Raw genomic sequence first — 12,612 nt, 5'->3', positions numbered from 1 at the left:
GCGGCCGCCGCGCCCGGGGCGGGGGCGCCGCCGTGGTGCCGGTAGCGGGCGCCCCCGGGGGGCCGGCCCGCCGCTCCCGCGGCGGGCCGGCCGGGGACCACCCGGACAGCGGAAAAGCAAGCGCTTAGAAAACTGCGGTCAGGGTCACACCGCGTCGCCGGTGACCGCGACGGTACGTACGGGTAGCTTCGCAAGAAGCCCTGTCCCCGCCCGATCGCCCTGGAGCCGTGATGCCCGAAGCCGTCATCGTCTCGACCGCCCGCTCCCCCATCGGCCGCGCCCGCAAGGGCTCCCTGACCGAGCTGCGCGCGGACGACCTCACCGCCACGGTCATCGGGGCCGCCCTGGCGAAGGTCCCCGCGCTGGACCCGAAGGACATCGACGACCTCATGCTCGGCTGCGGCCTGCCCGGCGGCGAGCAGGGCAACAACCTCGGCCGGATCGTCGCCGTACAGATGGGCATGGACCACCTGCCCGGCTGCACGATCACCCGCTACTGCTCCTCGTCCCTGCAGACCAGCCGGATGGCCCTGCACGCCATCAGGGCCGGGGAGGGCGACGTCTTCATCTCGGCCGGGGTCGAGATGGTGTCCCGGTTCGCCAAGGGCAGCTCGGACAGCTGGCCGGACACCCACAACCCGGTCTTCGCCGAGGCCGAGGCCCGCACCGCCGCGGTCGCCGCCCAGGAGGGCACGACCTGGCACGACCCGCGCGAGGACGGTCTCGTCCCGGACGCGTACATCGCGATGGGCCAGACCGCCGAGAACCTGGCCCGCTGGAAGGGCATCACCCGGCAGGAGATGGACGAGTTCGGCGTCCGCTCGCAGAATCTCGCCGAGACGGCCATCAAGAACGGCTTCTGGGAGCGCGAGATCACCCCGGTGACGCTCCCCGACGGCACGGTGGTCGCCAAGGACGACGGCCCGCGCGCGGGCGTCACCCTGGAGGGCGTCCAGGGCCTGGGGCCGGTCTTCCGCCCGGACGGACTGGTCACCGCGGGCAACTGCTGTCCGCTGAACGACGGCGCCGCCGCGGTGATCATCATGTCCGACACCAAGGCACGCGAGCTGGGTCTCACCCCGCTCGCCCGGATCGTGTCGACCGGGGTCTCCGCGCTGTCCCCGGAGATCATGGGTCTCGGCCCCGTGGAGGCGTCCCGGCAGGCGCTGCGCCGGGCCGGTCTGACCATCGACGACATCGATCTGGTCGAGATCAACGAGGCGTTCGCCGCCCAGGTGATCCCCTCCTACCGCGAACTCGGCGTCGACCTCGACAAGCTGAACGTCAACGGCGGCGCCATCGCGGTCGGCCACCCCTTCGGGATGACCGGCGCCCGCATCACCGGCACCCTCGTCAACTCGCTCCAGTGGCACGACAAGCAGCTCGGCCTGGAGACGATGTGCGTCGGCGGCGGCCAGGGCATGGCGATGGTCCTCGAACGCCTGAGCTGACGGCACGCCCGAACCCACGGCACCCGGGTCCCGCACGGCGACCGGCCGCCGCAGTTCCGGGCGACGGCCGCAGTTCCGGGGCAACGACCGGCCGCCGCGGTTCCGGGCGACGACCGGCCGCCGCCGCCCCGGGGACCGCGACCGGGACCACGGCCGACCCGTCACCGCCCGCACGGCGACCGACCACCGCGCCACCCCGCCCGGCGGGCGCCGCGGTCCCGCACGGTGACCGCCGCGGGACCCGACGTGACCGTGACGGCCCGGCGTTCGCAGCAGAACCGAACGCCGGGTCGATTTGTGATCCAATCTCCCCCAGGATGTGACCTATCTCCCTTCCGGGAGATATCCCGCAGGTCAGAGCGGTTATGGAGGTAAACCACAGGCCCAAAGTCCTGTCCGTTTCGTGACGTTACGCACTGACAGCTGGTTAGTCCGCCCTTCAAGCTGATGTAGGAAGTCGGGGGTCGACTTTGAACCGGGAGTACGTCAGTGAGCGCCATGCCGATCGCCTTGCTGCTCACCACGGCCGCCACGGGCGCCGTGGGCGTCGCCGTCCTGCGCACCGTTCTCGTGCTGCGCCGCCAGGTCACGGCCCTGCACACCCAGCTCGCTCAGAGCCAGGCGGCGTCCGCACGCGCCCTGCTGCCGGCCGCCCGCACCACCGCCGACACCGAGCAGATACGCGCCGCCGTCGCCGAGGCGCTCGCCGAGGAACGGGAGCGTGAGCTGGCCGAGGCGCGCGCGTTCTGGGCCGCGCAGGAGGCCCGGGACGCCTCCGACGCGCCCTCACTGCTGGGCCTCGCCGACAACGAGCCGTTCCTGCCCCGGCAGGCCGACTTCGCGGGCCTGGAGCCGGTCGCCGAACCGCTGGCCGAGCCGGCCACGGAGGCCGACGAGTTCTCCGGCCCGGACTCCCCCGAGTTGGCCGCGGCCCGCCGCCGGCACCCCTCGCACCCGGACTTCGTGCCGGTGCAGTCACCGGTCGTGGGCGACCACGAGCGCACCCTGACCACCCTGGAGGAGCTGGCCGAGTCCAGCGTGGCACTGACCGACGTCCGGCCCGGCCCGCTCGGCACCCTCGACGTCTATGTGTTCGCCGACGGTACGACCCTGTGCATGACGCCCGGCCACCGCGAGACCGCGGAACACCTGGCGGCGGCCCTGCGCTCCGGCCAGGCACCGGTCCTGCTGGGCGGCTCGGGCATCTCGGGCGCGTACACGCTGACGTTCGCCTGCGGCGAGGAGACCGTGTACATCCTGGCCGACCGGGTCATCACGTCCCTGTAGACCGTCCGCGCCTGCGCGGTGCGGTGGGCTCTCCGGCACGTCCGCTCACACGCCCGCGCGCTTCCGGGCCTCGTCGACCAGGCGCACCGCCTCCGCGACCTCGGTGTCGCTCCGCAGGACGAGGGCGAGATCGTGTCCGGCCACGGTGATCTGGTCCGCGGCGGCGAACATACCGGCGTCCGGCATCTCCCGCGGCTCCACCGCGGGGTCCTCGATCCGCTGCGCGCGCACGGCCAACTCCCTTGCCAGGCCCAGCGCCTCGGCGGCGGCACTGCGCTGCAAGCGGCTCTGCGGGGCCGCGCGCAGCCGGTCGGCGAAGTGATCCACGGCACGAGTGAGGGGCGTCGTATCTACCACGCGGTGAGCGTAACGCCTCTTACCAGGAGTGTTGCCAATGTGCCAACACTCAGGCACGGTGACGTGAAGGACTGGCTTCGAATGCGTCCGGAGGCGCCGATGTCCGAAGTCTTCTCGGAAGAGACCCACCGAAATCTGCTCGCCCGCATCCCCCGCTGCACCGGTCGTGAGGTATCCGACTGGTTGCGGACCGTCGACGAAGGCCCCGCCCTCTTCCGCTTCGAGGAGAAGGTCAGCTGGCTCCGCCACGAGCACAATCTCGCGTACGGCCACGCCAAGGCGCTTGTTCATGAGTACGACTTGAGGAGGGCCGCGCGCAAACTCCTCTAGCGCGTGCGTCCACCACGCCGAAGGGCCCCGGGGAAACCCCAGGGCCCTTCGCGCTGTCACCGGCCGGTCGTCCACGACCGACTGCCGGACGGATCCCGGCTACCGGCTACCGGCTACCGGCTACCGGCTACCGGCTACCGGCTAATCGTTGCTACTGAAGATCGCCACGAGTCGCAGCATCTCCACGTAGATCCACACGAGGGTCAGGGTCAGGCCGAACGCGGCGAGCCACGCCTCGTTGCGCGGGGCGCCGTAGGCGATGCCGTCCTCGATCTGCTTGAAGTCGAGGGTCAGGAAGAAGGCGCCGAGCAGGATCGCGATGATGCCCACGATCGCGCCCAGCGGACCGAAGCTGCGCAGCCCGCCGTCACCGGCGACACCGAAGGCCACCAGCAGCAGGTTGACCACCATGACCAGCACGAACGCCATGGCGATGGCCATGCCGATGCGGGCGTAGCGGGCGGTGACGCGGATCCAGCCGGCCTTGTAGACGACCAGGGTCGCGGCCGAGACCGCCAGGGTGCCGAGCACCGCCTGGAACGGGGCACCGCTCCACCGGCTGTTGTACATCTCGCTGATCACGCCGAGGAAGACGCCCTCGAAGGCGGCGTATCCCAGGATCAGCGCGGGGGACGGGGTGCGCTTGAAGCTCTGCACCAGGGCCAGGACCATCGCGATCAGCGCGGAGCCGATCGCCAGGCCGAAGCTGCCGGACGAGACCGGGAGCAGGGCCCAGGCGAGGACGGCGCCGAGGGCGACCACGCCCAGCGTGGTGGCGGTGCGCATGACGACGTCGTCCATCGTCATCCGGCCGGTGGTGGCCGGGGCCTGCGGCGGGGCGCCGTGCTGCTGGGTCTGCTGGGCGTAGGGGTTCGTCGCGTACGGGTTGCCGCCCTGGGCGTACGGGTTGCCCGTCGCGTACCCGGCCTGCGGCGCGGTGTTGAAGCCCGCGTGGCCGTTGTCGCGGCTGAACCCCCGTCGCGAGAAGACCGGGTTGCTGCTCCTCATTTCACTCCTCCATGGCCACCCTGCGCGGCCTTGGCTCAAGAGTAATAGGTTGGCAAAGGATAGACCCTAGTACCTGGGGAGGATCTTTTCCCAGCCGTGCTCGCAACACGCTACGCGGAAGCCTCATTCCCGGCCACGGAGAGCGGCGTTCCATGACAGTTCCGCTACACGGTCAGTTCCACTACACGGCCGTTCGGCCGAATTTCCGAACGGTTGTTCGATGGAGTGCCCGCCGTGGGCGCGTCAGTCGAGCGGGAATCCCGTGTAGCCCTCGGCCAGGTCGGTCCGGGCCGCCCGGTTGGCGGCGATGCGCTCCAGCCGGGCCAGCTGGAGGCGGTGCTCGAAGTCGGTGGCGTCCGGGGCCGGGTGCAGCAGGGTCGTCATGTCGTAGGAGAAGCGCTCCGCCTGCCAGACGCGGCGCAGGCAGGTGGCGGAGTAGGCGTCCAGGAGCCCGGCCGAGCCGGTCTCCTTCCGGTGGGTCAGCGCTCGGGCGAAGGTGACGACGTCCCCGACGGCGAGGTTCAGTCCCTTGGCACCGGTGGGCGGCACGATGTGGGCGGCGTCCCCGGCGAGGAAGACGCGGCCGTACCGCATCGGCTCGTGGACGTAGGAACGCATCGGCGTGACCGACTTCTGGGTGATCGGGCCGCGCTCCAGCCGCCAGCCGTCGGCGGTCTCGAAACGCCGCTCCAGCTCCGCCCAGACGGCGTCGTCGCTCCAGTCGCCGGCATCCGTGTCCGCCGGTACCTGGAGGTAGAGGCGGGAGACCCGCGGGGAGCGCATGGACAGCAGGGCGAAGCCGCGGTCGTGGCGGGCGTAGACCAGTTCGTCGTGGGAGGGGGCGACATCGGCGAGGATGCCGAGCCAGCCGTAGGGGTAGGTCCGCTCGAAGGTCCGGGAGAGTGCGGCGGGGAACGCCGTACGGGCGACGCCCCAGAAGCCGTCGCAGCCGACGACGTAGTCGCATTCCAGGACGTCCTCGCGGCCGTCGTGCCGGAACGGTACGCGCGGGCGGGCGGTGTCGGCGTCCTCCACGGCCAGCGCCTCCGCCTCGAACAGCAGCGGTCCGCCCTCCTTCAGCTGGAGGGCGATGAGGTCCTTGCAGACCTCCGTCTGGGCGTACACCATCACGGACCGCCCGTCGGCCAGCCCGGGGAAGTCGACGCGGTGGCGCCGCCGGGCGAACCGCAGCTCGATCCCGTCGTGCCGCAGCCCCTCCCGGTCCATGCGCCCGCCGGCACCCACCGCGCGCAGCACGTCGACCGTGCCCTGTTCCAGGATCCCGGCGCGCTGGCGGTGCTCGACGTAGGCGCGGTCGCGGCTCTCCAGGACGACCGAGTCGATGCCGGCGACGTGCAGCAGCCGGGCGAGGAGGAGTCCGGCGGGTCCGGCTCCGATGATGCCGACGGTGGTACGCATCGGTCGTTTCCCTTTCCACGGGGTCACGGGGTCACGGTGTTCGGCGGCTCGCACCGGCCGTGTGGGCCTGGCCGTGTGGGCCTGGCCGTGTGCGCCCGGCCGAGCCGCTGCGTTCGGCGCGCGTGTTCGCCTGGTGAAATTTATTTCACCATCCTGCTTCCGTGAGTCTGCGACCCCGCTCGCCGGGTGTCAACAGGCTGCGCCTACCACCCGGGGTACGGCCTCACCTGTTCGGAGCCCCTGGGGCCCCCGGAGTGGCGCGGGCGCGGTGGGCGCGGTGGGCCGCCACGCGCTCGCGGGTCGCGCAGCGGCGCGAGCAGTAGCGGCGTTCCGGGCCGCTGCCCTGGGTGATGAAGACGTCGCGGCAGGCGGCCGACGCGCAGACGCGGCCGGGCGGGCGCTGGCGGTCCCAGACGAGGACGGTCAGCGCCATGCAGGACGAGGCGAGGAACCACTCGTCCCAGGGGGCGTCGTCGGCGCGGTCGAGGTGCGGGTGCCAGGGTGTGCCGCCGCCGTGCGAGGTGAGCCGGAGCCGTCCGGTGTGCGCCCGCAGCAGCCCGTTGAGCGCGGTGGCCGCGGCGTCGGCGTCCTCGGCGGCGAAGACCTCCCGCAGCCGGACGGCGGCGGCGCGCATCAGGTCGACGTCCCGCGCCGTGAGGTCGAGCGGATCGCTCTCTCCGTGCTCGCGGAGCACCCGGGCGACCTCGGCGGGGTCGGGGGCGTCCGGGTCGAGCACGTTGACCAGGGCGGCGGTGCGGCGCGCCATGGTCAGCACGGAGTGCCGGGTGGACCAGTCGTCGGTGGTGGACACCGGCCGAATGTAACGCATATTGCGGAGTTTTCCGTTACCCGCCTAACGTCTCGCGCGTGAGTGAGCGTGAGCGTCGCGCGACGCGTCGCAGGTCCCGACACGGCCCGGTCTCCCATCTCGCCGGGGCGCTGGCGGCCCGTACCGGGGACGAGATGTCGGGACCCGCGCTGATGCTGGCGGGGCTCGCCCGTACCGGATCGGCCGCCGCGGCGGCGGCCCTGCTCGCGGGCGTCACCGTCGCCGCGGCCGTCGGCGGCCCGGTGCTGGGCGCGCTGCTCGACCGGGTGGCGCGGCCCGGCCGCCTGCTGGCCACGGCACTCGTGCTGTACGCGGCCGGTCTGACGTCGGTCCTCCTGGGGCTCGGCCGGCTCCCGTTCCCGCTCAGCCTGCTGCTCGCGGTGGTCACGGGGCTGCTGGGTCCGGCACTGTCCGGCGGCTGGACGGCCCAGCTGCCGCACGTCGTGCCCGCCGACCGGCTGCCCCGGGCGAACGCGCTCGACGCCATGACGTTCGGCGCGGCGAGCTTGGCCGGACCGGCCCTCGCGGGCGGCGCGGCGGCGGCGCTGGGGGCACCGACGGCCGTCCTGCTGGCCGCGGCCCTCATCGGGGTGGCGGTGCCCGCGGCATGGCTGCTGCCCACCCGGCCCCCGGGGACGGACGGCCCACGCGCCGCCCAGCCGACTGCCACGCACGCCTCGCCGTCTGCCTCCCCGTCCGCCTCCCCACCCGCCTCCGCGCCCGGCTCCCCTGCCTCACCGCCGACCGCCAGGCCCGGCTCCCCACCGCACTCCCCGCCCGCCTCCCGACCCGCCTCCCCTCCCGCCTCGGCGCCCGGCTCCGTGTCGGCCGAGGTCGCCGCCGGTCTGCGGGCCGTCGTCGACAGGCCGCGGCTGGCTCGGGCCACCCTCACCTCGGTCGTGGCCTGCGTCGGTCAGGGCATGGTGACGGCCTGCCTCCCGCTCCTGGGTGAGCGTGCCCTCGGCGGAGCCGACCGCGGCGCGACGCTCCTGTCCTGCGCGGCGGCCTCCGCCCTCGCGGCCAACGCCCTGCTCGCCCGGTTCCCGCGCGCCGTCGCCCCCGACACGGTCCTGTGGGCCGGGTGCCTGCTCCAGGCGGTGGCGACGGCGCTGGCCGTGCCCGGCCGCCCGGTCCCGCTGATCGCCGCCGCGGTCCTGACGGGAGTCGCCGAAGGACCGTCCCTGACCGCCCTGTTCGCGGTGCGCCACCGGGAGGCCCCCGCCGGGTTGCGCGGCCAGATCTTCACCACCGGCGCCAGCCTGAAGATCACCGCCTTCGCACTGGGCGCGGCCCTCGCCGCCCCGCTGGCCGCCCGCTCCCTGCCCCTCACCATGACCCTGGCGGCGGGCACGGCAGCGGCGGCGGCCCTGACGTTCTCGGCATTCTCAGCATTCTCAGCGTTCCGGGTGTTCCGGGTGTTCCGGGTGTTCCGGGCGTCCCCTGCTCTCTCCGCTTCGGCCGCGACGGAGCCGTACGACGTTCCTGGGCCGCCGGCCGCACCACGGTCAGACCGCACCGGTAGGGCTCGTCGAGTTCGCCGCCGGGGAAGCGCCGTACCAGCGCGGCATGATTCGCGTCGAGAAGGGCGGCGCGCTCGGCGGGATCCATGATCACGAAGTGCGAGTGGGTGCCGAGGTTGCGGGTGTGCTCGTCGACGGTGATCCGGCGCGACCAGGAGACCTCGCGGGTGGCCACCTGGACCGGATACGAGGTGAACAGCTCGGCCACGGTCGTCGGGAAGCGGCGGGTGAAGGGCGCGAGCCGTTCCTCCTCGGCCGCGACCCAGGCGACGCGGAGGTCGGCCTGGTTCCACCACAGGGCGAGCGCCCCGTGCGGGCGCAGGACGCGCAACGCCTCGGGAACGGAGCGGGCCGGATCGGTCCAGTGCCAGCTCTGCGCATAGGTGATCACGTCGAAACTGCCGGCCGCGAACGGCAGGCGGTCACCCTCGCCCCGTACCAACGGGACCTCCGGCTCGGCCTGGTGCAGTTCTCCGGCCATGCCCGCGCCCGGCTCCAGGGCGACGACACGGGCTCCCCGCTCGCGCAGCAGCCGGGTGGCGATACCGGTGCCGGCTCCGCAGTCCAGTACGTCCGCCCCGGCCAGTGTCCGGCCGGCGAGTTCCGCCACGGCGTCGAACAGGTCCGGCGGGTAGCCGGGGCGGGCGCCCGCGTACTGCGTGGCGACGGCGTCGAAGGACAGGGCGCGGGCCCGGTTCACGTCGGATGCCATGATCACAGCCTTTCGTCGCCCGGTCCACGGTCCACGGTCCACGGTCCACGACAAGTCGGCAAGACCCTGACCGCACGCACCACGGGCAGCCGTCCCTCACGGTGGCCACCACCGCGGGCAAGCGATCACACCCCGCCCGCCCGCCGGTCTGCCCGCCCGTCTTTCCGCCTGGTACGGGGATGCACAGGCAAAACCGTCCCTGACACGTCGCGCCCGCTCTCGCAAGAATTGCCGTGCGCCGGCCCAGAACGCCGGTCAGGACACGTGCCCCCGGATCATTCGCGCGCGCAACCCGCAGTACGGCAAGTACCGCAAGTACCGCAAGCAGTACAGCAAGAAGCAACCGCACCCACCCAAGGAACGACATGCACCTCGACGACTACCGCACCCTCGGCCGCAGCGGTCTGCGGGTCAGCCCCCTCACCCTCGGCGCGATGCTGTTCGACGACCCGCACCGCGGCTGCGACCGCGAGACCGCGTTCGAGATCATGTCGCACTATGTCGATGCCGGCGGCAACATGATCGACACGGCGAACGTCTACGCTGCCGGTCGCTCCGAAGAGACGGTCGGCGCCTTCCTCGCCTCCCGCCCCGGGACGCGTGACCGGCTGGTGATCTCGACCAAGTTCGCGAGCAACCTCTTTCCCGGCGACCCCAACGGCGGCGGCGCGGGCCGCAAGGCCCTGATGGCCCAACTGGACGACTCGCTACGCCGACTCGGCACCGACTACATCGACCTGTACTGGCTGCACGGCCACGACCCGCACACCCCGCTGGAGGAGACGGTCTCCGCGCTCGACGACGTGGTGCGCTCGGGCAAGGTCCGCTACGTCGGCCTCTCCGACGTACCCGGCTGGGCGATCGGCCGGGCCGCGACCATCGCCGAGTTCCGCGGCTGGGCACCGATCGTGGCCCTCCAGCCCGAGTACTCCCTGCTGGCCCGCAGCGCGGAGAGCGAGATGTTCGGCATCGCCCGTGAGCTGCGGCTCGGCGTCACTCCCTGGAGCCCGCTCGCCGCGGGCGTCCTGTCCGGCCGCTACACCCGCGCCGACCGGACCCCCCGGGGCACGGCCCGGACCAAGGCGGCCCAGGCACGCCTGTCGGAACGCACCTTCGAGATCCTGGACGCCCTCGGCGCGATCGCGGAGCGGCAGGACAGCTCCGTCGCCGCGGTCGCACTCGCCTGGGTGCTCCAGCAGCCGCTGGTCACCTCGCCGATCGTCGGCGTCCGCCGCACCGCCCACCTCGACGGCGCCCTGACGGCCCTCTCGGTCACCTTCGCCCCCGATGAACTCACCGCCCTCGACGGGCTGACCACGCCCACCCTGGCCTTCCCCTACCCGTACCTGGCGGGCACGGTGCAGCTCCAGCAGGCCGGCGCCACGATCAACGGCGTACCCTCCCGGACCTTCCAGCACTGAGCATTCAGGCGTCCACAACACCATGTCGGGCTCTTTAGTAGCGCACGACTTAGTCGTGCGCTACTGTTCTGCTCGTCGCCCAGCCGGACCGGCCGGGCGCACCGAGCATCGACGTACCGCAGGAGGAGCCCCATGTCCGAGCAGACCGGCCGTCCCGTGCTGGAACCCGCCGCCGCCGCGTTCGCCGAGGCCACCGCCAACCCGCCCTACCTCTTCGACCTCGGCCCCGTCGAAGGCCGCAAGGCCGTCGACGACGTCCAGTCGGGCGCCGTCGACAAGCCGCGGGTCGACGAGGAGTGGGTCACCGTCCAGGGCGGACCCACCGGATCGGTCAAGGCCCGTGTCGTCCGGCCGGCCGGCGCCGACGGCCCGCTGCCCGTCATCCTCTACATCCACGGCGCCGGCTGGGTCTTCGGCAACGCGCACACCCACGACCGCCTCGTGCGCGAACTCGCCGTCGGCACCCGTGCCGCCGTCGTCTTCCCCGAGTACGACCTCTCACCCGAGGCCCGCTACCCCACCGCCATCGAGCAGAACTACGCCGTCGCCCGCTGGATCGTCACCGACGGCCCGGCGAAGAACCTCGACGCCACCCTCATAGCCGTCGCCGGCGACAGCGTAGGCGGCAACATGGCCGCCGCCCTCACCCTCATGGCCAAGGAACGCGGCGACGTCCCCCTCGTCCAGCAGGTCCTCTTCTACCCCGTCACCGACGCCGCCTTCGACACCGGCTCCTACCACCGGTTCGCCGAGGGCTACTTCCTGCGCCGCGACGCCATGCAGTGGTTCTGGGACCAGTACACGACCGACCCCGAGGACCGCGCCCGGATCACCGCCTCCCCGCTGCGCGCCACCACCGATCAGCTCACCGGTCTGCCGCCCGCCCTCGTCATCACCGCCGAGGCCGACGTCCTGCGCGACGAGGGCGAGCGCTACGCCGGCAAGCTCCGCCAGGCCGGCGTCCCCGTCACCGCCGTCCGCTACCAGGGCGTCATCCACGACTTCGTCATGCTCAACGCCCTCCGCGAGACCAACGCCGCCGAGGCCGCCATCACCCAGGCCGTCTCCACCCTCCGCACCGCCCTCGGCACCGACTGAGCGGCACGCGCACGCCCCTCGGCACCGACTGAGCGGCGCGTGCCCGGCCCTCAGCACCGACTGAGCGGCGCGTGTCCGGCCCGCCGCACACCCGGGCACACCGGGCGCGGCGGGCCGGACCACGGCTCCGACGAGGTCAGCGGCGCAGGAACTCCAGCAGGTCGGCGTTGAACCGCTCCTTGTAGCCGGGCACCATCGCGAGGCCGTGGCTGCCGCCCTCGTACACCTTCAACTCGGCGTCCGGAACGATGTTCACGGACTTGCGGGCGGTGGCGTCGATGGGGACCACCTGGTCGTCGTCGCCGTGCACGATCAGCGTGGGCACGTCGAACTGCTTCAGGTCGTCGGTGAAGTCGGTGTACGCGAAGGCGTCCACGCACTTCACCGCGCCCTCGATGGTCTCGGCCATGGCCATGTGCCAGAACGCGTCGCGGTTGCCCTGGGTGACCTTGTTGCCGGGCCGGTTGGCGGAGAAGAACCCCTCCGAGGTGTCCTTCCAGAACTGCGAGCGCTCCGCGAGGATGCCCTGCTTGAGCTGCTGGAAGACCTCGTCCGGGACGCCCTCGGGGTTGGCTGCGGACTTGAGCATCAGCGGGGGGACGGCCGACAGCAGGACCGCCGAGCGGATCCGGCCGGTGCCGTGGCGGCCGATGTAGCGGGCCAGTTCGCCACCGCCCATGGAATGCGCGACCAAGGTGACGTCGCGCAGGTCCAGGGTGGTGATCAGGTCGTTGAGGTCGTCGGCGAAGGTGTCGAAGTCGTAGCCGCCCCACACCGGGGTGGAGCGCCCGTGGCCGCGCCGGTCGTGCGCGATGCCGCGGTAACCGGCATCGGCGACCGCCTTCAACTGGTCCTGCCAGGCATCGCCGTTGAGCGGCCAGCCATGGATGAAGACCACGGGCTGGCCGTGCCCCCAGTCCATGTAGAAGATCTCGACTCCGTCTCGGGTGGTACACGTGGGCATGGTCAGTGCCTCCGGTCTTCCTGGACGTACACCCCTTCTCCACCACCCTGCACGCGCCGCCGACGGCGCGCACCTCGGCCGCCCCACCGGCGGGGGACGGACCCGGACGTCCGGGCACACGGCTCGCGCTCGGGCGGACACGGAGCGTACGACGAGCCCGGCAGACCCCCTGGGGCCCTCACGGAGAAGGCCCCAGGAGTCCGTCGCCGGTCGGGG

The 12,612-nt window shown here is 72.6% G+C and carries 11 protein-coding genes and 1 pseudogene; 6 read left to right on the top strand and 6 right to left on the bottom strand.

Annotated features, from left to right (window positions below; genetic code table 11):
• Positions 1-230 precede the first annotated feature (230 nt).
• On the top strand, positions 231-1,451 hold the full coding sequence (locus tag ACFC09_RS25040; RefSeq protein ID WP_376532129.1) for an acetyl-CoA C-acetyltransferase: 1,221 nt from the start codon (positions 231-233) through the stop codon (positions 1,449-1,451).
• Between the two features lie 489 nt (positions 1,452-1,940).
• Positions 1,941-2,738 (top strand): hypothetical protein, encoded by a 798-nt coding sequence (locus tag ACFC09_RS25035; protein WP_376532127.1) that lies wholly within the window; start codon positions 1,941-1,943, stop codon positions 2,736-2,738.
• Positions 2,739-2,783: 45 nt separating this feature from the next.
• Here the strand turns inward: ACFC09_RS25035 and ACFC09_RS25030 are convergent, their stop codons facing one another.
• Positions 2,784-3,095 (bottom strand): hypothetical protein, encoded by a 312-nt coding sequence (locus ACFC09_RS25030; RefSeq protein WP_376532125.1) that lies wholly within the window; start codon positions 3,093-3,095, stop codon positions 2,784-2,786.
• Positions 3,096-3,194: 99 nt separating this feature from the next.
• On the opposite strand from ACFC09_RS25030, the gene ACFC09_RS25025 reads away from it, so the two are divergent.
• Positions 3,195-3,425, top strand: a complete 231-nt coding sequence (locus ACFC09_RS25025; RefSeq protein WP_376532123.1) for a DUF4287 domain-containing protein — start codon at positions 3,195-3,197, stop codon at positions 3,423-3,425.
• A gap of 141 nt (positions 3,426-3,566) precedes the next feature.
• Here ACFC09_RS25025 and ACFC09_RS25020 read toward each other — a convergent pair whose 3' ends face one another.
• The 3 genes from ACFC09_RS25020 to ACFC09_RS25010 form a co-directional block, all read right to left on the bottom strand.
• Positions 3,567-4,433 (bottom strand): Bax inhibitor-1/YccA family protein, encoded by an 867-nt coding sequence (locus ACFC09_RS25020; RefSeq protein ID WP_376532121.1) that lies wholly within the window; start codon positions 4,431-4,433, stop codon positions 3,567-3,569.
• Between the two features lie 243 nt (positions 4,434-4,676).
• Positions 4,677-5,852, bottom strand: a complete 1,176-nt coding sequence (locus ACFC09_RS25015; protein ID WP_376532119.1) for a 4-hydroxybenzoate 3-monooxygenase — start codon at positions 5,850-5,852, stop codon at positions 4,677-4,679.
• A 223-nt stretch (positions 5,853-6,075) separates the two neighbouring features.
• A complete protein-coding gene (locus ACFC09_RS25010; protein ID WP_376532117.1) occupies positions 6,076-6,681 on the bottom strand; it encodes a CGNR zinc finger domain-containing protein in 606 nt (201 codons plus the stop codon).
• Positions 6,682-6,719: 38 nt separating this feature from the next.
• Here ACFC09_RS25010 and ACFC09_RS25005 point away from each other — a divergent pair, with 38 nt between their 5' ends.
• Positions 6,720-8,291: an MFS transporter gene (locus tag ACFC09_RS25005; RefSeq protein ID WP_376532115.1), complete on the top strand. Its 1,572-nt coding sequence runs from the start codon at positions 6,720-6,722 to the stop codon at positions 8,289-8,291.
• 220 nt (positions 8,292-8,511) lie between these two features.
• On the opposite strand, the pseudogene ACFC09_RS25000 reads toward ACFC09_RS25005, so the two are convergent.
• Positions 8,512-8,913: pseudogene (locus ACFC09_RS25000) on the bottom strand (class I SAM-dependent methyltransferase); the annotation flags it as partial.
• Positions 8,914-9,278: 365 nt separating this feature from the next.
• Here ACFC09_RS25000 and ACFC09_RS24995 point away from each other — a divergent pair.
• Together ACFC09_RS24995 and ACFC09_RS24990 are read left to right on the top strand one after the other, a co-directional pair.
• On the top strand, positions 9,279-10,334 hold the full coding sequence (locus ACFC09_RS24995) for an aldo/keto reductase (protein ID WP_376532113.1): 1,056 nt from the start codon (positions 9,279-9,281) through the stop codon (positions 10,332-10,334).
• A 132-nt stretch (positions 10,335-10,466) separates the two neighbouring features.
• The gene (locus ACFC09_RS24990) at positions 10,467-11,432 is read left to right on the top strand and encodes an alpha/beta hydrolase (protein ID WP_376532111.1); all 966 of its coding nucleotides are present in this window, start codon (positions 10,467-10,469) and stop codon (positions 11,430-11,432) included.
• A 136-nt stretch (positions 11,433-11,568) separates the two neighbouring features.
• On the opposite strand, the gene ACFC09_RS24985 is transcribed toward ACFC09_RS24990, so the two are convergent.
• Positions 11,569-12,396: an alpha/beta fold hydrolase gene (locus ACFC09_RS24985; protein ID WP_376532109.1), complete on the bottom strand. Its 828-nt coding sequence runs from the start codon at positions 12,394-12,396 to the stop codon at positions 11,569-11,571.
• Between the last annotated feature and the right edge of the window lie 216 nt (positions 12,397-12,612).

The sequence above is a fragment of the Streptomyces sp. NPDC056161 genome (assembly GCF_042268025.1).
Classification (GTDB): Bacteria; Actinomycetota; Actinomycetes; order Streptomycetales; family Streptomycetaceae; genus Streptomyces.
The sequence above is the reverse complement of the archived record's forward strand: the minus strand, read 5'-3'. Positions and strand labels throughout refer to the sequence as shown.

Excerpts from the sequence above, each read along its gene's own strand:
- ACFC09_RS25040 (WP_376532129.1), top strand. The coding sequence starts at position 231 with ATGCCCGAAGCCGTCATCGTCTCGACCGCCCGCTCCCCCATCGGCCGC.
- ACFC09_RS25025 (WP_376532123.1), top strand. The coding sequence starts at position 3,195 with ATGTCCGAAGTCTTCTCGGAAGAGACCCACCGAAATCTGCTCGCCCGC.
- ACFC09_RS25020 (WP_376532121.1), bottom strand. The coding sequence starts at position 4,433 with ATGAGGAGCAGCAACCCGGTCTTCTCGCGACGGGGGTTCAGCCGCGAC.
- ACFC09_RS25015 (WP_376532119.1), bottom strand. The coding sequence starts at position 5,852 with ATGCGTACCACCGTCGGCATCATCGGAGCCGGACCCGCCGGACTCCTC.
- ACFC09_RS25010 (WP_376532117.1), bottom strand. The coding sequence starts at position 6,681 with ATGCGTTACATTCGGCCGGTGTCCACCACCGACGACTGGTCCACCCGG.
- ACFC09_RS24995 (WP_376532113.1), top strand. The coding sequence starts at position 9,279 with ATGCACCTCGACGACTACCGCACCCTCGGCCGCAGCGGTCTGCGGGTC.
- ACFC09_RS24990 (WP_376532111.1), top strand. The coding sequence starts at position 10,467 with ATGTCCGAGCAGACCGGCCGTCCCGTGCTGGAACCCGCCGCCGCCGCG.
- ACFC09_RS24985 (WP_376532109.1), bottom strand. The coding sequence starts at position 12,396 with ATGCCCACGTGTACCACCCGAGACGGAGTCGAGATCTTCTACATGGAC.